Origin of the sequence: Pseudomonas sp. YuFO8 (assembly GCF_035065025.1) — a bacterium.
GTDB lineage: Bacteria > Pseudomonadota > Gammaproteobacteria > Pseudomonadales > Pseudomonadaceae > Aquipseudomonas > Aquipseudomonas putida_AE.
The window spans coordinates 1-17,234 of the sequence record NZ_JAXDEQ010000006.1 but is presented as its reverse complement, the minus strand read 5'-3'; the positions used below and the strand labels follow the sequence as shown (position 1 = coordinate 17,234).

The following is a 17,234-nucleotide window of genomic DNA, read 5'->3' as shown; positions in this document are numbered from 1 at the left end:
GAAAACTATTCATGAAGAAGCTGTGTTTGCTGGGCCTGTTCGTCAGCCTGGCCAGTCAAAACGTACTGGCCGCCACGACGCCCGCACCCCTGGAGAACAAGGACGCCTTCGTCAGCAACCTGATGAAGCAAATGACCCTCGATGAAAAAATCGGCCAGTTGCGCCTGATCAGCATCGGCCCGGAAATGCCGCGCGAAATGATCCGCAAGGAAATCGCGGCGGGCAACATCGGCGGTACGTTCAACTCGATCACCCGCCCGGAAAACCGTCCGATGCAGGACGCGGCCATGCGCAGCCGCCTGAAGATCCCGATGTTCTTCGCCTACGACGTGATCCACGGCCACCGCACCATTTTCCCGATCCCGCTGGCCCTGGCGTCGAGCTGGGACATGGACGCCATCGGCCTGTCCGGGCGCATTGCCGCCAAGGAAGCCGCGGCTGACAGCCTCGATATCACCTTCGCGCCAATGGTCGACATCTCCCGCGATCCGCGCTGGGGCCGTACGTCCGAAGGCTTTGGCGAAGACACCTACCTGGTGTCACGCATTGCCGGCGTAATGGTCAAGGCGTTCCAGGGTACTGGCGCCAACGCCGCCGACAGCATCATGGCCAGCGTCAAGCATTTCGCCCTGTATGGCGCGGTCGAGGGCGGTCGCGACTACAACGTGGTCGACATGAGCCCGGTCAAGATGTACCAGGACTACCTGCCGCCGTACCGCGCCGCGATTGATGCCGGCGCGGGCGGGGTGATGGTCGCGCTGAACTCGATCAACGGCGTGCCGGCCACGGCCAACACCTGGCTGATGAACGACCTGTTGCGCAAGGAATGGGGCTTCAAGGGCCTGGCGGTCAGCGACCACGGAGCGATTTTCGAGCTGATCAAGCACGGTGTCGCCCGCGATGGCCGTGAAGCGGCGAAGCTGGCGATCAAGGCCGGCATCCACATGAGCATGAACGACACCCTGTACGGCAAGGAACTGCCAGGGCTGCTCAAAGCCGGCGAGATCCAGCAGAGCGACATCGACAACGCCGTGCGTGCGGTACTGGACGCCAAGTACGACATGGGCCTGTTCAAGGACCCGTACCTGCGCATCGGCAAGGCCGAGGATGACCCGGTCGACACCTACGCCGACAGCCGCCTGCACCGTGCCGAGGCCCGCGATGTGGCGCGCCGCAGCCTGGTGTTGCTGAAAAACCAGGGCGAAACCCTGCCGCTGAAGAAAACCGCGAAAATCGCCCTGGTTGGCCCGCTGGCCAAAGCGCCAATCGACATGATGGGCAGCTGGGCCGCCGCCGGTCGCCCGGCGCAATCGGTGACCCTGTTCGATGGCATGACCAACGCTCTGGGCGCACAGTCGACGCTGATCTACGCCCGTGGCGCCAACATCACCAGCGACCCGAAGATCCTCGGTTACCTGAACTTCCTCAACTTCGACGCCCCGGAAGTGGTGGATGACCCGCGTCCGGCGAACGTGCTGATCGACGAAGCGGTGAAAGCGGCCAAGGATGCCGACGTGGTGGTGGCCGCCGTGGGCGAGTCCCGCGGTATGTCCCACGAATCGTCCAGCCGTACCGACCTGAACATCCCGGAAAACCAGCGCGAGCTGATCCGTGCCCTTAAAGCCACCGGCAAACCGTTGGTACTGGTGCTGATGAACGGCCGTCCGTTGTCGATTCTCGAGGAGAAGGAACAGGCCGACGCGATCCTGGAAACCTGGTTCAGCGGCACCGAAGGCGGCAACGCCATTGCCGACGTGCTGTTCGGCGACTACAACCCGTCGGGCAAACTGCCGATCACCATCCCGCGCTCGGTGGGCCAGATTCCGACCTACTACAACCACCTGACCATCGGCCGGCCGTTCACCCCGGGCAAACCGGGCAACTACACCTCGCAGTACTTCGATGACACCACCGGCCCGCTGTACCCGTTTGGTTATGGCCTGAGCTACACCGATTTCAGCCTGGGCGACATGGCGCTGTCGTCGACCACACTGAACAAGACCGGCAAGCTCGACGCCAGCATCACGGTGAAAAACACCGGCAAGCGCGACGGCGAGACCGTGGTGCAGTTGTACATCCAGGACGAGACCGGCTCGATGATCCGCCCGATCAAGGAGCTGAAGAACTTCCAGAAAATCATGCTCAAGGCCGGCGAACAGAAAGTCGTGCACTTCACCATCACCGAAGACGACCTGAAGTTCTACAACACCCAGCTCAAGTACGTGGCGGAGCCGGGCAAGTTCAACGTGCAGATCGGCCTGGATTCCCAGGATGTGACGCAGCAGAGCTTTGAACTGCTGTAACTCCGCGATCCTCTGTAGGAGCTGGCTTGCCAGCGAAGAGGCCATAACATTCAACATCTTGGTTGGATGTTATACCGCCTTCGCTGGCAAGCCAGCTCCTACAGGGGTCTTTGGTGTAGCGACTAGCCCCGTCGATCCAGCAGATTGACCACCAACCGATCCACCCACCCCCACACTCGCTGCTTGACCCGCTTCCACAGCGGGCGGCGCTGCCATGCCTCCAGGCTGACTTCCTGGCTCAGAGAGAAGTCCTTTTCGAAACTCGCCACCACGTCACGGGTCAATCCAGCGTCCAATGCTTCAAGGTTGGCCTCCAGATTGAAACGCAAATTCCAGTGGTCGAAATTGCACGAACCAATGCTCACCCAGTCATCGATCAGGACCATTTTCAGGTGCAGGAAACACGGCTGGTATTCGAAAATCTTCACCCCTGACTTGAGCAGTCGCGGGTAGTAGCGATGCCCGGCGTAACGCACCGACGGGTGATCGGTGCGCGGCCCGGTCAACAGCAGCCGCACATCGACGCCGCGGGAGGCTGCGCGGCGCAGTGAGCGACGGACTTTCCAGGTCGGCAGGAAATACGGCGTGGCCAGCCAGATGCGTTTCTGGCCGCTGTTCAATGCACGAATCAGCGATTGCAGGATGTCCCGGTGCTGGCGGGCGTCGGCATAGGCGACGCGGCCCATGCCCTCACCCGTGGACGGCACGCGGGGCAGGCGCGGCAGGCCGAAGTGCGAAGCCGGGCGCCAGGCGCGGCGATGGCGGTTGGCGATCCATTGGCGGTCGAACAGCAATTGCCAGTCGAGCACCAGCGGACCGGTGATTTCCACCATTACTTCGTGCCACTCGCTGACGTCTTCGTTTGGCGTCCAGAATTCATCGGTCACGCCGGTGCCACCGACCACCGCCAGGCTCTGGTCCACCAGCAGCAACTTGCGGTGATCGCGGTAGAAATTGCCGACCCAGCGCCGCCAGCTCAGGCGATTGTAGAAGCGCAACTCGACGCCGGCGGCCGTGAGTCGCTGGCGCAGGGTCAGGGTAAAGGCCAGGCTGCCGTAATCATCGAACAGGCAACGCACCCGCACACCGCGCTCGGCGGCCTGGACCAGCGCCTGGACCATGGCCTCGGCGCAGGCGCCCGCCTCCACCAGATACAGTTCCAGCTCGACCTGTTCTTCGGCGCGGGCGATCGCCACCAGCATGCGCGGGAAGAATTGCGGGCCGTCGACCAGCAACTGGAAACTATTGCCTTCACGCCAGGGAAAGATCGGGCCGGCCATGTCAACGCGCCGTGAAGATCAGCACCGCACCCACCGGCACCGACAGGCTGATGGCCGACAGGCCGGCGACCTTGCGCAACGCGTCCAAGCCCGGCGCCAGGTCGAAATCTTCGGCATTGACCACCACCGGCTCCAGAGTCACCACCTGGAAACGCCGGTCATCGAGACGGGTGGCCAGCAGTTCGGCGTTGTAGGTGTGTTGCTTGCCGTGCAGGTCGACGGTCAGCGGCAGGCGCAATTCCAGTTGTGCGCCTGGCGCGAGGTCGTTGATCGGGCGCAGGTCGATTTGCGTGGTGATCAGGGCTTCGGGAAATTTCTCGATCTCGAACAGCTCCTTGCGCATGCGTTCATCGCGCAAGGGAATGCCGCTGTTGACCGATTCCAGCTCGACCTCCACTTCGGCTTTTCCGCCGGGATCGACTTTGCCGTGCAACACCAGGAAGCGCTGCACTTCGGACACATTGGCGTTTTTGGTGCTGACGAACGACAGCCGCGAGGATTCGCCGTCCAGGTACCAATTGGCCTGGGCCGACAACGAAGCGCCGGCCAACAACAGGCAGGCGAGGGTTTTGCAGACAGACCGCTGGAACATAAACACTCGGGGGGCAGATAAACCTGTGCTGAACCTTAACTGGCCCCGCCGCTATTGCAAACCCACGATCAAAAGATCGCAGCCTGCGGCAGCTCCTACAGGATCGCATTCGCACCCGGATCCTGTAGGTGCTGCCGCAGGCTGCGATCTTTTTGGGCCTTACGCCATCGCCTGCTGCACATTGCCAATGGTTGCGGCGAGGCTGTTCAGGTGCAGGCTCAGCACCCGTTCCACCGGCGCCTGATCCATCGGCCAGTGCAACGCCATGCTGCCCACCAGCCGGCCATCGGTGTGAATCGGCAAGGCCACCGCCCGGATCAGGAAAGGTAACCGCACCGGGTATTCCCAGTAGCCTTCGGTGCGCTGGCCAAAACCTTGATGCAACGCCTGTTCGGTAGCGCTGAACAGCGATTCGTCGCAGAGGCGCTCACGCTCGGCCAGGCGTTCCACTTCATGGCTTTGCAGCTCACCCAGGCAGGCGCGGCCCATGGCCGAATGGAACAGGCTGGCGTGCTGGCCGACGATCTGGCAGTTGTTCGGATAGCGCTTGCGCAACACCTGCGGGATCGCACTTTCCATCACCTCCACCCGTTCGCCATCGAAGCACGACAGGTCCGCCACCAGTCCGGTGCGTTCGCTCAACTCCAGCAACAGCGGCGCGGCGTTTTCCACCAGGCGCCGCTTGAAGCGCTGCCGGCTGTCACCGAACAGGCGCTTGGCGCACAGGCGGTAACGCCGGTCGCTCAAGCCGCGATAGATCCAGCCTTGCTCCTGCAAGGTCAGCAACATGCGCGACACCGTGGCCTTGGGCAGACAGGTGAGGTAGTGCAACTCCTCCAGGCCCAACGCCTGATGCTCACCCAGCAACTCGACGATCGCCAGGGCGCGCTCGACCGAACGTACGCTGCCGGTTTCTGCCTTGCTGTCCATGTGTCCGATCTCCTTGGGCGCTAATGGATGATCGATTCTTGCAGCAAGATGTGGGCCTGCCCACCGGTTTCACGCACTTTGCAGACAGCCGGGCGGCCGGCGCTTGACCCACTGGGTCAGTTGCTCGTGGGCATGAGCCAGTTGCAGCACCGCACGATCGGCCTGGGCCGGGCCAATGATTTGCAGGCCCATCGGCAGCCCGGCCGGATTGAAACCCACCGGCACGTTCATGCTCGGCAAACCGGCCAGGGTCGGTCCGATCACCACTTCCATCCAGCGGTGATAAGTGTCCATGCTTTGCCCGCCAACGACACGCGGCCAAGGGGTTTGTGCATCAAAAGGGAACACTTGGGCAGTGGGCAGCAGCAGGAAATCGTAACGTTCGAACAAATCGTTCAAGGCGCGATACCACTCGCTGCGACTGACCGAGGCCTGATAGACATCCGCCGCCGTCAGGCGCAGGCCACCCTCGATTTCCCATTGGGCTTCGGGTTTGAGCTGCTCGCGTTTGTGCGGATCGGCATACAGGCTACCGAGGCCGCCCTGCACCAGCCAGTGACGGTGCACCAGCCAGGCCTGCCACAGGCGCTCCATGGAAAAATCCGGCTGGCAGGCTTCGACCTTGCAACCCAGGGCCGTGAAGTCCTGCAGCGCCGCCTCGCACAGGCTCATCACGCCCGGGTCCATCGGCAGGTAGCCGTTGTAGTCGCCCAGCCAACCTACGCGCACCTCGCTGAAATCCTGGGCCAGCGACTGATGGAAAATCTCCGGATCCTGGGTCAGCGACAACGGCGCGCGCGAATCGTACCCGGCCTGGGTGCCAAGTAACCGCGCAACATCGGTGACGGTGCGGCCCATCGGCCCTTCGGTGGCCAGTTGCTGGACAAACACCTCGGGTTGCGGGCCATGGGGCACGCGGCCCTGGGACGGGCGAAAGCCGAACACGTTGTTGAACGCCGCCGGGTTGCGCAGCGAGCCCATCATGTCACTGCCGTCGGCCACCGGCAGCATGCGTAACGCCAGCGCCACCGCCGCCCCGCCGCTGCTGCCGCCGGCGACCAGTGCCGGATCGTAGGCATTGGTGGTGGTGCCGAACACGCTGTTGTAGGTCTGCGAGCCGAGGCCGAATTCCGGCACGTTGCTCTTGCCGATGATGATCGCGCCGCAGTCACGCACCCGCGCCACGCTGATGGCGTCGTGCTGCGGCACTTGCTCGGCGAACAGCGGCGAGCCCATGGTCGTGCGCAAGCCGGCGGTGGCCGCCAGGTCCTTGACCGCTTGCGGCATGCCGTGCATCCAGCCCCGGGACTGGCCCTGGTCCAGTTGCCGGTCGCAGGCGTCGGCCTCTGCCAGTAGCTCCTCGGCGGGTCGCAGCGACACCAGCGCATTGACCTGCGGATTGAAGCGCTCGATCTGCGCCAGATACGCCTGCATCACTTCACGGCAGGACACCTGCCGCCCGTGAATCGCCCGGGACAATGCATCGGCGTCCATTTCAACAATCGGATTCATGCTCAAGGTTTCACCCCAAGGTTAAGTGCTACGGATTTCTTTGCCCGTGGTGCTTCCTGCATGCAGTAAGTGCCCAATAGCGTCAGCACGCAAGCGAACAACACGTAGAAGGATGGCGCCACCGGCGTGGCCAGGACCTTGCTCAGCCAGGTCACGATCAGCGGGGCAAAACCGCCGAACACCATGACCGCGACGTTATAGGCCACCGACACCCCGGTGGAGCGCACTTCAATCGGAAACTGTTCGGCAAGCGCCGTCGGTGCCGGCCCGAAAAACCCGCCGATCGCCGTGCACAGCAACAGTTGCATCACCAGCAAGCGTTCCACCGAGGGCGCCGCCGCGACCCACACGTACAGCGGATAGACCATCAGGAAAAACGCCAGGGTGAAGGCCATCAGCACCGGGCGACGGCCGAGGCGATCCGACAAGGCGCCGGACAGCGGGATCACCACGGTCATCACCGCCACCGCGAGCATCTGCACCAGCAGCACCTGGTCCAGCGGCAGGCCGAGGTTCTTGTGGGCGAAAGTCGGCATGTTCACCAGCACCACGTAGAACGACACCGTCGCACCACAGGCCAGGCCCATCGACACCAGAATGGCGCGGCGATGTTCGCGGATCACTTGCAGCAAACCCGGGCTTTCGCCCTTGGCCTGTTTGCGCGCCTCAAGAAACTCTTCGGGTTCCTCCATGTGCTTGCGAATCCACAGGCCGACCGGGCCGATCAACAGGCCGATCATGAAGGGAATCCGCCATCCCCAGCTGTCCAGGGCCTCGGGGGTCAACAGATGGGTGAACAGCGCCACCATGCCCGCCCCGGAAAACACCGCCAGGCATTGCCCGACCAATTGCCACGAGCCGTACAGACCCTTGCGGTGCGCCGGCGCGCTTTCCACCAGGAACGCCGTGGCGCTGGCGTATTCACCACCGGTGGCGAAGCCCTGGAGCATCCGCGCGACCACGATCAACAGCGGCGCACCCATGCCGATGGCGGCGTAGTTCGGCGCGAAGGCGATCAGTGCGATCGAAACGGTCATCAGGCGGATGATCATCTGCATCGCCGCCTTACGGCCTTTGCGGTCCGAATACATGCCCAGCAGGATGCCGCCCACCGGGCGCATGAAGAAACCGACGCCGAAGGTCGCCAGGGCCATCAGCAGTGAGGCGTACTCGTCTTCGGAAGGGAAAAATTGCCGGGCGATGATGCTCGCCAGAAAGCCGTAGACAATGAAGTCATACCATTCCAGCGCATTGCCGATAACGGCCGCGACCACTTGCCGGGTGCGCGAAACACCGGTGCTCGAAGTGTGCATGGGGAACTCTCCAGAAACCTGTTGGGTGATGCCGGGCGCGACATGACGCGCCCGGTCCAGCGGCAGTAGAAAGTGAAAGGCTCAGGCCGGCTTGAGCCAGCTCTCGGCCAGCGCGCCCCAATACGCCGCGCCGGTCAGCAGGATGTCGTCGTTGAAGTCGTAGGCGGGGTTGTGCACCATCGGCCGCGACACACCGTTGCCGATGAACAGGTAGGCGCCGGGGCAGCGTTGCAGCATCCAGGCGAAGTCTTCGCTGCCCATCAGCTTGGGCGTGTTGCCGTCCACCGCGTCGGCACCGATCAGCTCGACGCCGACTTGCCGGGCGAACTCGGTTTCGGCGGCGTGGTTGACCAGCACCGGGTAAGCCGGACGGTGTTCGATGGTCGAACTGCAACCAAAACTTTGGGCCTGGGATTCGATGATCGCGCGCACCCGCTCGAGGGTCTGCTCACGCACCTGGGCATTCAATGCACGCAGGCTCAGGCGCAGGATCGCCTGCTGAGGGATGACGTTGGCGGCCTCCCCGGCCTGCAATGCACCGACCGTCACCACCGCTGCCTGTTGCGCATCGATGTTGCGCGCAACCACCGTTTGCAGGGCCATCACTACGCTGGCCGCCGCCACCAATGGATCGACCGACAGGTGCGGCATCGAGCCGTGACCGCCGACACCTTCAATCGTGACGTTGAGCAAATCCTGGGAAGCCATCATCGGCCCTTCGCGAAAGCCCAGGTGCCCCGCCGGCAGGCCCGGCATGTTGTGCATGCCGAACAGTGCGTCGCAGGGAAAACGTTCGAGCAAGCCATCGGCGAGCATCGCTTCGGCGCCGCCCTGGCCTTCTTCGGCCGGCTGGAAAATCAGGGTCAGGGTGCCGTCGAACTGGCGAGTCGCCGCCAGGTAACGGGCCGCGCCCAACAACATTGTGGTGTGGCCGTCGTGCCCGCAGGCGTGCATGCAGCCCTGATGCCGGCTGCTGTAAGCGGCGCCGGTATTCTCGATGATCGGCAGCGCGTCCATGTCCGCGCGCAAGCCAAGTTTGCGCGGGCTGTCGCCATTGCGCAGCACACCGACGACCCCGGTCTTGCCGATGCCCGTGTGCACCTCGTAGCCCCATTCCGAAAGGGATCTGGCCACCAGCGCCGAGGTGCGGTTTTCCTCGAAGCCGAGTTCCGGGTGGGCGTGGATGTCCTGGCGGGTGGCGTGCAGGTCGCTGGCGACGTCGTTGAGCCAGGCAAGAATGTGTTGATGTCGGGTCATGACGATTTCCTCGGGCCGGGTGTATTCCCGTTCTTTTTGTTCGTTATGATTTCGCGACGTTTAAAAAGGCAGGTCGCGCTCACCGCCAGATAACCGCGAGTCGCGCGCGAGGACAATCGAATGTGGTTCCACCAGATGGAACCTGCAGGTCAGGGGTTCAGGCGACAGCCCTGGTGCTCGCCGATCCACACGGCCATATTGCTGCGCCCCATCCCGCTGACAGTGATGCGCTTGCTGACCGCGTCATCGGTAAAGCCGCTGAATGGCAGCCATTGCTTGACGTAGCCACGGCAATACCCGGCGTCGTTGTTCATCACGTAGCGGCACGAACAGTATTCCTTGGCGGTGTAGGCGCTGATGATGTCCGGGAAGGCCCATAGCGCCACCCGCTCCTGCCAGACCCAGCCAAGCAAGGCGAGCAGCAGGATCAACAACAATGAACTGATCGGTCGGCGCCTCATGAAACCGCTCATGGTTTCACCGTCCCGGCAAACGCCTTCAGCGCGAGCTTGAGCAATTCGTTGTGCTGGTAGAGGCCATCGCGGTCATCGCCATAACGCACGATCACCAGGTTTTCCCCGGGAATCACATACAGCGCCTGCCCCCAATGGCCTAGGGCGGCGAAGGTGTCGGCGGGCGCATCGGGCCAGGGTCGGGCAACCCCGGCCGCGGCACGATTGAGCCACCAGTGGCCGCCGGGTACTGCATCATCCTGGTTCGCGCGATAGTGAGCGAAGGGTTCGCGATTGAATGCCACCCAGTCCTTGGGCAGCAGTTGTCTGTCGCCCCAGCGACCGTCCCGCGCCATCAACAGTCCGATGCGGGCCAGATCCCGAGCGGTGAGGTAGGCATAGGACGAGGCGACGAAGGTGCCCGCGGCGTCGGTTTCCCAGATCGCTCGGCGAATGCCCAGCGGTTCGAACAGCGCGGTCCACGGATAGTCCGCGTAGCGCTGCGCACCGACGATGGCTTTCAGCGCGGCGGACAGCAGATTGGTGTCGCCACTGGAATAACGAAACGCCTGCCCCGGTGCGGCGTAGCTGCGGTGATCGGCGGTGAAGGCGGCCATATCGCGGTGACCTCGGGTGTAGAGCATGGCCACCACTGAGGAGTTGAGCGGTGCGTATTCGTAATTTTCCTGCCAGTCGAGACCCGAGGCCCAGTGCAGCAGGTCGGCCAGGGTCAGGTCCGGGTGTTTTTGCAGTGGCGGATAGAATTTGGCCACCTTGTCCTGCAGCTTGAACCGGCCTTCGCCATACGCCACGCCGAGGACGGTGGCCATCAGGCTTTTGCTGATGGACCAGGTGAGATGCGGTGTATGGGCAGTGGTCGGGCCGGCGTAGCGCTCGTAGATCAACTGGCCGTCGCGGATGACGAGCAAGGCGTCGGTGCGGATGCCTTGATGGGTGGTGTCGTCGCGGGGTGGGAAGGCGTAGTTTTCCAGGGCCTGGAGTGCTGGGCCGGTGACAGTCGGGCCGGGCGACCATTGTTCGGCGGGCCAGTTTTCAGCGCGGGCCGTGAGGCTGAGCAGCAGCATGAAGATCAGGGACAAGCCTTTGAACATGGCGTGGGCTCGTGGGGATGAACTGCTGAGCCTAGTAGAGGTTGATGACAGTTCCGGGATTGGTGTTGTTAATGCGGCCGCCTTCGCGAGCAAGCCCGCTCCCACAGGGGAACGCATTTCAAAATGTGGGAGCGGGCTTGCTCGCGAAGGGGCCGGTCAATTCACTGAAAATTCACGAGTGCCTTAGCCAATCGCTTGCCCCGCGCTTCAGCCGCCAGTTCCATCACCCCCTGATCCCGCTGCCACATGGCCGCCCACTCCGGCGGCCCCTCGGCCAGCGCTTCATTGATCTCACCCTTGAGCCCCTCGAACTGCGCAAACAACCCACCGAGCAATACATGCCCCGCCGGACTGACGGGGGGATGTCGACTGACCTCCGCACACCCGGCCAGCAGCGCCAGCAAGCGCAATTGCAAGGCCTGCGGCCAGTCACAGTCCTGACCGACGCCGTACAGCCAGGCGGTCATGGCACTCAATACATAGATGTCTTCCAGGGTTCGGAACGGCTTGACGTAGGCATCCCAGCCATCCCCCGCCAGCAGTTCGCACAGTGCGTTATCGAGAATCAGGCGGCCATGGCTGATGTCCGGCATCAACGGGATCGGCGGCAGTTTCTCCACCCGCACGCCCGGCTCATCGGGGTAGGCCACCGCCAGGCTCAGGCGCGGCGTTTCGCCGGGCTGTTCGCTGCGCGCGGCAATCAGCAGCCAGTCGGCGGCATCGCCTGCGGTGACGAAATCCTTGCGCCCGCTCAAGCGCAAATCGTGCAGGCGGGTCTGCATGTCAGCCACCCGCAGGCTGCGTTGCTCGGTGGCGCACAACGCGCCAAGGCTCGGCGGCGCGCTTGGCCAGAGCATGCGCAACGCCGCCTGATAACCCACCAGGAACGCCAACCCCGGCGTCGCCATCATGCGTGCGCCGACCACGGCCAGTTCAAACGGAGTGACGTGGCCCAGCTGCTGCAACAACGTGGCGAACCCTTCGCCCAGATCCGGGTTGGCGGGCAGGCGAGCGTGGCGGTTCAACAGGGTTTGCCAGGGCATAAGAGGCTCCTTGTGGGCTGTCATACAAGCATCACCAAAGCTTAATGGCGATGACACCGGGGCTACATAGCCTGACTTTGCACAACACGGCTGGATAAAGAAAGTCGATTCGCTGTAACCCAAAGACGGGTGAGCAGCCCGCACGGAGATTCGTCATGACTCAGATCGCCCGCATCAGCGACACCGGCAACGAACGCCGCCTGCAAGCCGAACGCCTGGTGGGCGAAGAGGCTTTGCAGCAAGCCCAGGCCCTGCGCTTCAACGTGTTCAGCGGCGAATTCAACGCCAAGCTCAAAGGCGCGGAACTGGGTCTGGACATGGATGACTACGATGTTCACTGCACCCACATCGGCGTGCGCGACCTGAACACCGGGCGCCTGGTGGCGACCACCCGCCTGCTCGACCACACCGCCGCCAGCAGCCTGGGCAAGTTCTACAGCGAGGAAGAATTCAGCCTGCACGGCCTGGTCCATCTGCAAGGCCCGATCCTGGAAATCGGCCGCACCTGCGTCGACCCGGCCTACCGCAACGGCGGCACCATCGCCGTGCTCTGGGGTGAGCTGGCCGAAGTACTGAACCAGGGCGGCTACAGCTACCTGATGGGGTGCGCGAGCATCCCGATGCAGGACGGCGGGATCCAGGCCCATGCGATCATGCAGCGCCTGCGCGAACGCTACCTGTGCACCGAACACCTGCGCGCCGAACCGAAAAAGCCGCTGCCGACCCTGGATATTCCCTCCAACGTGATCGCCGAAATGCCGCCGCTGCTCAAGGCCTACATGCGCCTGGGCGCGAAGATCTGCGGAGAGCCGTGCTGGGATGAAGATTTCCAGGTGGCCGATGTGTTCATCCTGCTCAAGCGCGACGAACTCTGCCCGCGTTACGCCAAACACTTCAAGGCGGCCGTGTAATGAGTCGCTTGCGCGTGTACGCGCGAATCGCACGGGTGTTACTGGTGGTCGGGCTCGGCTTGAGCATGGCCAGCGTGTTCGGCGTGTTCGAGCGGCTTGGGCTGGCCCATTCGATGGAACGCCGCCAGCGCTGGTCGCGGTTTTTCATGGCGCGCCTGGGCAACGCCCTGCCCTTCGATGTGACGGTTCACGGCAAGCTGCCGCAAGTGCCGATGCTGTGGGTCAGCAATCACGTGTCCTGGACCGATATACCGCTGCTGGGCATGCTCACGCCGCTGTCGTTCCTGTCCAAGGCCGAAGTGCGCACCTGGCCCGTCGCCGGCTGGCTGGCAGCCAAGGCCGGCAGCCTGTTCATCCGCCGTGGTTCGGGCGACAGCCAGTTGATCCGCAAACAGATGACCCGCCACCTGGCGCACGCCCACCCGCTGCTGATGTTCCCCGAGGGCACCACCACGGACGGTCGCTCGCTGCGCACCTTCCACGGTCGCTTGCTGTCAGCCGCCATCGACTCCGAAGTGGCGCTGCAACCGGTGGCGATTCGTTATGTGCGCAACGGCGAGCCCGACACCCTGGCGCCGTTCATTGGCGACGATGATCTGTTGTCGCACTTGATGCGCCTGTTTGCCAATGACCGGGGCGGTGTGGAAATTCACCTGCTCAAGCCGATTGCCTGCGAAGGTCGCGAGCGTGCGGCATTGGCGTTCGAAGCCCAGCAGGCGGTGCAGAAGGCGTTGTTTGGGGCCATACCGGAGAAACAGCAAGCCCCAATACGCCCCGCTATCGCGGCCTGACCCATTTCCCCTGTGGGAGCGGGCTTGCTCGCGAATGCGGATTCTCCTTCACCATTGATGTTGACTGACATACCGCATTCGCGAGCAAGCCCGCTCCCACCCTAGATCTGCGTTGCCTGGACGAAATCCTGAAGGTGCGGATAGAACAACCGGAAATCCTCGCTCAACGGCTCATACAGCACCCGCAGTTCCTGCATCGCAGCCGCCAGCTCTTCCGGCCGGGTCAGGCGCCGCGAAATCCCCCGCAACACCTGCTCCAACACTTCAAATTCCTGATACGAGCCCAACCAGTCGTTGGCCACCATGTGCGGAGCGATTTTCGCCAGGCGTTCCGGTAGTTGCGCTTGTGTGGACAGCACCCGGTACACGTCCGAAGTGAACAACTCCAGCGGCCGGTCGGCATACAGCGCCCAGTCCCGGGCCAGGCAATGGTCGAAAAACACGTCGAGCACGATGCCGGCATAGCGCCGACGCGTCAGGGAAAACCGCGACAACGCGGTATCCACCAGCGGATGGCGATCGGTGAAAACGTCGATGCTGCGATGCAGCTGGATGGCCGCTTCGATCTCCGGGTCGAACTGCCCTTGCAGCCGCCCTTTGACGAAATCGCCATACAGGCTGCCGAGCAATTGACCAGGACGCTGGCCACCGAGGTGAAGATGTGCGAGATAGTTCATGGGCGCAGCTTAACATTGCGCCTGTGTCTCTACACCCAACATATCGTTATAACCCGATATACCGATTTATTCGGTCGTCAGACCAAAATCATATTGGTATATCGCGAAATAACGATTTAAAGTTCGCTTCATCGCGATATAGCGTTTTACACATCACGAGCCCCCAACCATGAACCTTGAACTCGACGAAATAATAAAAGCCCTGGCGCACCCGGTACGGCGAGAAATCCTGCACTGGCTCAAAAATCCGGACGTCGAATTTCCAGACCAGTCCCACAGCAACGAGCACGGCGTTTGCGCCGGGCAGATCGATCAACGTTGCGGTTTGTCGCAGTCCACGGTGTCCGCGCACCTGGCCACCCTGCAACGCGCCGGCCTGATCAGCAGCCGCAAAGTCGGCCAGTGGCATTTCTTTAAACGCAATGAGGAAACCATTCAGGAGTTCCTCAAAGTCTTCAGCAAAGAGCTCTGACCCTTTACGTCAGCCAGCCGAAAAGGAATTATCCAATGCCCCTCTCGCTACTCATATTGGCCTTGAGCGCCTTCGCCATCGGCACCACCGAGTTCGTCATCATGGGCTTGCTGCCCGACGTGGCTGCCGACCTCGGTGTGTCGATCCCCGGCGCCGGCTGGCTGGTGACCGGGTACGCCCTGGGCGTGGCCATCGGTGCGCCGTTCATGGCACTGGCCACCGCCCGGCTGCCGCGCAAGGCCGCCCTGGTCGCGTTGATGGGCATCTTCATTATCGGCAACCTGCTCTGCGCAGTGGCCAGCGACTACAACGTGCTGATGTTTGCCCGCGTGGTCACCGCGCTGTGCCACGGTGCGTTCTTCGGTATCGGCTCGGTCGTGGCGGCGGGACTGGTGCCGGCCAACAAGCGCGCATCGGCCGTGGCCTTGATGTTCACCGGCCTGACCCTGGCCAACGTACTGGGCGTGCCGCTGGGCACCGCGCTCGGTCAGCAGGCCGGCTGGCGTTCGACCTTCTGGGCAGTGACCGTGATCGGTGTTATCGCACTGATTGGCCTGATCCGCTTCCTGCCGGCCAAGCGCGATGAAGAGAAACTCGACATGCGCGCCGAATTGCGCGCTCTCAAAGGCGCCGGCATCTGGCTGTCCCTGAGCATGACCGCACTGTTCGCCGCGTCGGTGTTCACCCTGTTTACCTACGTCGCCCCGCTATTGGGCGAAGTCACCGGCGTCTCGCCCCGTGGCGTGACCTGGACCCTGATGCTGATCGGCCTGGGCCTGACGGTGGGCAACATCATTGGCGGCAAGCTGGCGGACAAAGGCCTGGCCGCGACGCTGATCGGCGTCTTCGTCGCCATGGCCGTGGTCTCCACCGTGCTGACCTGGACCAGCGTCGCGCTGATCCCCACCGAAATCACCCTGTTCCTCTGGGCCACCGCGTGTTTTGCCGCCGTGCCCGCCCTGCAAGTCAACGTGGTGACCTACGGCAAGGCCGCGCCGAACCTGGTCTCGACCCTGAACATCGGCGCCTTCAACGTCGGCAACGCCCTCGGCGCCTGGGTCGGCGGCAGCGTCATCGCTCACGGGTTCGGCCTGACCAGCGTGCCCCTCGCGGCAGCCGTACTGGCGGTGCTCGCCCTGCTGGTCACCCTGATCACTTTCCGTCAGAGCGGTAATCCCGAACTGGCCCCCGCTACCAACTGATACCTCACGAGGGATGCAATAAATGACTACTATTTTCGATCCGATCAAACTGGGCGACCTCGAGTTGGCCAACCGCATCATCATGGCCCCGCTGACCCGTTGCCGCGCCGATGAAGGCCGCGTACCGAATGCCCTGATGGCCGAGTACTACGTACAACGCGCCTCCGCCGGCCTGATCCTCAGCGAGGCCACTTCGGTCACGCCGATGGGCGTCGGCTACCCGGACACCCCGGGTATCTGGTCCAACGACCAGGTGCGTGGCTGGGCCAACGTGACCAAGGCGATCCACGGCGCGGGCGGCAAGATATTCCTGCAACTGTGGCACGTGGGTCGTGTATCGCACCCATCGTACCTGGGTGGTGAAGCACCGGTCGCTCCGAGCGCCATCCAGCCCAAGGGTCATGTCAGCCTGGTTCGTCCACTGGCCGACTACCCGACCCCGCGCGCCCTGGAAACCGAGGAAATCGCCGACATCGTCGACGCCTACCGCACCGGTGCCGAGAACGCCAAGGCCGCCGGTTTCGACGGCGTGGAAATCCACGGCGCCAACGGTTACCTGCTCGACCAGTTCCTGCAAAGCAGCACCAACCAGCGTACCGACAACTATGGTGGTTCCGTGGAAAACCGTGCTCGCCTGTTGCTGGAAGTGACCGACGCCGCGATCGAAGTCTGGGGCGCCGGCCGTGTCGGTGTGCACCTGGCACCGCGCGCCGACTCCCATGACATGGGCGATGACAACCTGGCAGAAACCTTCACCTACGTCGCTCGCGAACTGGGCAAGCGTGGCATCGCATTCATCTGCTCGCGCGAGAAAGAAGGCGCCGACAGCCTCGGCCCGCAGATCAAGGAAGCCTTTGGCGGCCCGTACATCATCAACGAACGCTTCACCAAGGACAGTGCCAACCAATGGTTGGCCAGCGGCAAAGCCGATGCCGTCGCCTTCGGCGTACCGTTCATTGCCAACCCGGACCTGCCGGCGCGCTTGAAAGCGGATGCGCCACTGAATGACGCGCGTCCTGAGCTGTTCTATGCCAAGGGCCCGGTCGGCTACATCGACTACCCAACACTGTAAGCGTTACCGTTAACACGCAATAGCCTCGACTTGAAAGAGCCGAGGTTTTTTTTGTTTAGGCATTTGATTATCGCCACCGGCAATAAACCATTACACCAATACCAAACAGCTTAATCGCACCCCTGCTATTATTTACAACTACCAACTACCAAAAAGGGGTAATATCATGGACGACAAAGAAAACATTCAAGAAAACAGCAACGAAGACATTAAAGATGTAACCTTTGAACAGAACTTTCTTAAAGACATGACCCGCGCCATGCTGCCCGCCTATTTGCAGCACCTGGTCAGTTTTGCCGAAGATAGAGCAGACAT

16 protein-coding genes are annotated in these 17,234 nt (G+C 62.8%); 6 read left to right on the top strand and 10 right to left on the bottom strand.

Annotation, left to right across the window (positions count from 1 at the left end; all coding sequences use genetic code 11):
• Positions 1 to 11 precede the first annotated feature (11 nt).
• Complete coding sequence (gene bglX / locus SOP95_RS07330) at positions 12 to 2,303, top strand: beta-glucosidase BglX (RefSeq protein WP_323606661.1); 2,292 nt, start codon at positions 12 to 14, stop codon at positions 2,301 to 2,303.
• Positions 2,304 to 2,425: 122 nt separating this feature from the next.
• Here bglX and SOP95_RS07325 read toward each other — a convergent pair whose 3' ends face one another.
• From SOP95_RS07325 to SOP95_RS07285, 9 genes are all read right to left on the bottom strand, one after another.
• Positions 2,426 to 3,583: a phospholipase D-like domain-containing protein gene (locus SOP95_RS07325; RefSeq protein ID WP_274073462.1), complete on the bottom strand. Its 1,158-nt coding sequence runs from the start codon at positions 3,581 to 3,583 to the stop codon at positions 2,426 to 2,428.
• Position 3,584: 1 nt separating this feature from the next.
• Positions 3,585 to 4,175 (bottom strand): YceI family protein, encoded by a 591-nt coding sequence (locus SOP95_RS07320; RefSeq protein WP_323606660.1) that lies wholly within the window; start codon positions 4,173 to 4,175, stop codon positions 3,585 to 3,587.
• Positions 4,176 to 4,334: 159 nt separating this feature from the next.
• On the bottom strand, positions 4,335 to 5,105 hold the full coding sequence (locus SOP95_RS07315) for an IclR family transcriptional regulator (protein WP_274073460.1): 771 nt from the start codon (positions 5,103 to 5,105) through the stop codon (positions 4,335 to 4,337).
• A 69-nt stretch (positions 5,106 to 5,174) separates the two neighbouring features.
• Positions 5,175 to 6,617, bottom strand: a complete 1,443-nt coding sequence (locus SOP95_RS07310; protein WP_323606659.1) for an amidase — start codon at positions 6,615 to 6,617, stop codon at positions 5,175 to 5,177.
• Between the two features lie 2 nt (positions 6,618 to 6,619).
• Positions 6,620 to 7,930 (bottom strand): citrate-proton symporter, encoded by a 1,311-nt coding sequence (locus SOP95_RS07305; RefSeq protein WP_274073458.1) that lies wholly within the window; start codon positions 7,928 to 7,930, stop codon positions 6,620 to 6,622.
• Positions 7,931 to 8,011: 81 nt separating this feature from the next.
• Positions 8,012 to 9,187, bottom strand: coding sequence for a M20 aminoacylase family protein (locus SOP95_RS07300; protein WP_274073457.1), 1,176 nt, complete (start codon positions 9,185 to 9,187; stop codon positions 8,012 to 8,014).
• A gap of 149 nt (positions 9,188 to 9,336) precedes the next feature.
• Positions 9,337 to 9,660 (bottom strand): amidase, encoded by a 324-nt coding sequence (locus tag SOP95_RS07295; RefSeq protein ID WP_274073456.1) that lies wholly within the window; start codon positions 9,658 to 9,660, stop codon positions 9,337 to 9,339.
• Positions 9,657 to 10,751, bottom strand: a complete 1,095-nt coding sequence (locus tag SOP95_RS07290) for a serine hydrolase domain-containing protein (RefSeq protein WP_323606658.1) — start codon at positions 10,749 to 10,751, stop codon at positions 9,657 to 9,659. Before SOP95_RS07290 ends, SOP95_RS07295 begins: the two co-directional genes overlap by 4 nt.
• Positions 10,752 to 10,912: 161 nt before the next feature.
• On the bottom strand, positions 10,913 to 11,794 hold the full coding sequence (locus SOP95_RS07285; RefSeq protein WP_274073454.1) for an acyl-CoA dehydrogenase family protein: 882 nt from the start codon (positions 11,792 to 11,794) through the stop codon (positions 10,913 to 10,915).
• A 155-nt stretch (positions 11,795 to 11,949) separates the two neighbouring features.
• On the opposite strand from SOP95_RS07285, the gene olsB reads away from it, so the two are divergent.
• Together olsB and SOP95_RS07275 are read left to right on the top strand one after the other, a co-directional pair.
• Positions 11,950 to 12,705: an L-ornithine N(alpha)-acyltransferase gene (gene olsB / locus SOP95_RS07280; protein WP_274073453.1), complete on the top strand. Its 756-nt coding sequence runs from the start codon at positions 11,950 to 11,952 to the stop codon at positions 12,703 to 12,705.
• Positions 12,705 to 13,496: a lysophospholipid acyltransferase family protein gene (locus SOP95_RS07275; protein WP_274073452.1), complete on the top strand. Its 792-nt coding sequence runs from the start codon at positions 12,705 to 12,707 to the stop codon at positions 13,494 to 13,496. The genes olsB and SOP95_RS07275 overlap by 1 nt, the downstream gene beginning before the upstream one ends.
• A 101-nt stretch (positions 13,497 to 13,597) precedes the next feature.
• Here the strand turns inward: SOP95_RS07275 and SOP95_RS07270 are convergent, their stop codons facing one another.
• Positions 13,598 to 14,173, bottom strand: coding sequence for an acyl carrier protein phosphodiesterase (locus SOP95_RS07270; protein ID WP_323606657.1), 576 nt, complete (start codon positions 14,171 to 14,173; stop codon positions 13,598 to 13,600).
• A 169-nt stretch (positions 14,174 to 14,342) separates the two neighbouring features.
• Here SOP95_RS07270 and SOP95_RS07265 point away from each other — a divergent pair, with 169 nt between their 5' ends.
• From SOP95_RS07265 to SOP95_RS07255, 3 genes are read left to right on the top strand one after another with little or no spacing between them, the layout of a single operon-like run.
• Positions 14,343 to 14,645, top strand: coding sequence for an ArsR/SmtB family transcription factor (locus SOP95_RS07265; protein ID WP_046816689.1), 303 nt, complete (start codon positions 14,343 to 14,345; stop codon positions 14,643 to 14,645).
• A gap of 35 nt (positions 14,646 to 14,680) precedes the next feature.
• Positions 14,681 to 15,847: an MFS transporter gene (locus SOP95_RS07260; protein WP_323606656.1), complete on the top strand. Its 1,167-nt coding sequence runs from the start codon at positions 14,681 to 14,683 to the stop codon at positions 15,845 to 15,847.
• Positions 15,848 to 15,869: 22 nt separating this feature from the next.
• Positions 15,870 to 16,919 (top strand): alkene reductase, encoded by a 1,050-nt coding sequence (locus SOP95_RS07255; protein WP_323606655.1) that lies wholly within the window; start codon positions 15,870 to 15,872, stop codon positions 16,917 to 16,919.
• Positions 16,920 to 17,234 lie beyond the last annotated feature (315 nt).

Excerpts from the sequence above, each read along its gene's own strand:
- bglX (WP_323606661.1), top strand. The coding sequence starts at position 12 with ATGAAGAAGCTGTGTTTGCTGGGCCTGTTCGTCAGCCTGGCCAGTCAA.
- SOP95_RS07325 (WP_274073462.1), bottom strand. The coding sequence starts at position 3,583 with ATGGCCGGCCCGATCTTTCCCTGGCGTGAAGGCAATAGTTTCCAGTTG.
- SOP95_RS07320 (WP_323606660.1), bottom strand. The coding sequence starts at position 4,175 with ATGTTCCAGCGGTCTGTCTGCAAAACCCTCGCCTGCCTGTTGTTGGCC.
- SOP95_RS07315 (WP_274073460.1), bottom strand. The coding sequence starts at position 5,105 with ATGGACAGCAAGGCAGAAACCGGCAGCGTACGTTCGGTCGAGCGCGCC.
- SOP95_RS07310 (WP_323606659.1), bottom strand. The coding sequence starts at position 6,617 with ATGAATCCGATTGTTGAAATGGACGCCGATGCATTGTCCCGGGCGATT.
- SOP95_RS07305 (WP_274073458.1), bottom strand. The coding sequence starts at position 7,930 with ATGCACACTTCGAGCACCGGTGTTTCGCGCACCCGGCAAGTGGTCGCG.
- SOP95_RS07300 (WP_274073457.1), bottom strand. The coding sequence starts at position 9,187 with ATGACCCGACATCAACACATTCTTGCCTGGCTCAACGACGTCGCCAGC.
- SOP95_RS07295 (WP_274073456.1), bottom strand. The coding sequence starts at position 9,660 with ATGAGCGGTTTCATGAGGCGCCGACCGATCAGTTCATTGTTGTTGATC.
- SOP95_RS07290 (WP_323606658.1), bottom strand. The coding sequence starts at position 10,751 with ATGTTCAAAGGCTTGTCCCTGATCTTCATGCTGCTGCTCAGCCTCACG.
- SOP95_RS07285 (WP_274073454.1), bottom strand. The coding sequence starts at position 11,794 with ATGCCCTGGCAAACCCTGTTGAACCGCCACGCTCGCCTGCCCGCCAAC.
- olsB (WP_274073453.1), top strand. The coding sequence starts at position 11,950 with ATGACTCAGATCGCCCGCATCAGCGACACCGGCAACGAACGCCGCCTG.
- SOP95_RS07275 (WP_274073452.1), top strand. The coding sequence starts at position 12,705 with ATGAGTCGCTTGCGCGTGTACGCGCGAATCGCACGGGTGTTACTGGTG.
- SOP95_RS07270 (WP_323606657.1), bottom strand. The coding sequence starts at position 14,173 with ATGAACTATCTCGCACATCTTCACCTCGGTGGCCAGCGTCCTGGTCAA.
- SOP95_RS07265 (WP_046816689.1), top strand. The coding sequence starts at position 14,343 with ATGAACCTTGAACTCGACGAAATAATAAAAGCCCTGGCGCACCCGGTA.
- SOP95_RS07260 (WP_323606656.1), top strand. The coding sequence starts at position 14,681 with ATGCCCCTCTCGCTACTCATATTGGCCTTGAGCGCCTTCGCCATCGGC.
- SOP95_RS07255 (WP_323606655.1), top strand. The coding sequence starts at position 15,870 with ATGACTACTATTTTCGATCCGATCAAACTGGGCGACCTCGAGTTGGCC.